Below are 559 nucleotides of genomic sequence, written 5' to 3'. Positions count from 1 at the left end.
GAGAGCAATCTAAGCGTCATGCTGCTAGGCGAAGTGTATTTGAAATAGTGGAATACAGCACCCTAGATGGTGAAAGTCCAGTAGTCGAAAGCATCGTGACAGTTTACGCTCTAACCCGAGTAGCATGGGGCACGTGGAATCCCTTGTGAATCAGCAAGGACCACCTTGCAAGGCTAAATACTCCTGAGTGACCGATAGCGAAATAGTACCGTGAGGGAAAGGTGAAAAGAACCCCCAGCGGGGATTGAAATAGAATATGAAACCGTAACGCTTTCAAGCAGTGGGAGGAGTCGACCTGCTTTGATTCCTTATTATGACAGAAACAACATTTTAAAGATAATAAAATGAATGCACTTGTTTGGCAAAAACAACGAACATGAAATGCAGAAAATTGTTTTGTTTGACAGAAACCGAATCAAGTAGGAGCTGACCGCGTGCCTGTTGAAGAATGAGCCGGCGACTTATAAGTAGTGGCTTGGTTAAGGGATCCCGCCGGAACCGTGGTGAGAAGGAGTTTTTATAGGGAAATTGTGTAGTTCTCGGTGATCGCCGTATCCTT

The 559-nt window shown here is 45.1% G+C and carries 1 rRNA gene; it reads left to right on the top strand.

What is annotated here, in order from left to right:
• Window positions 1-559, top strand: a 23S ribosomal RNA gene (locus tag IE038_RS25740); the annotation flags it as partial.

It is taken from the genome of Pseudomonas laurentiana (assembly GCF_014648275.1).
GTDB lineage: Bacteria > Pseudomonadota > Gammaproteobacteria > Pseudomonadales > Pseudomonadaceae > Aquipseudomonas > Aquipseudomonas laurentiana.
The sequence above is the reverse complement of the archived record's forward strand: the minus strand, read 5'-3'. Positions and strand labels throughout refer to the sequence as shown.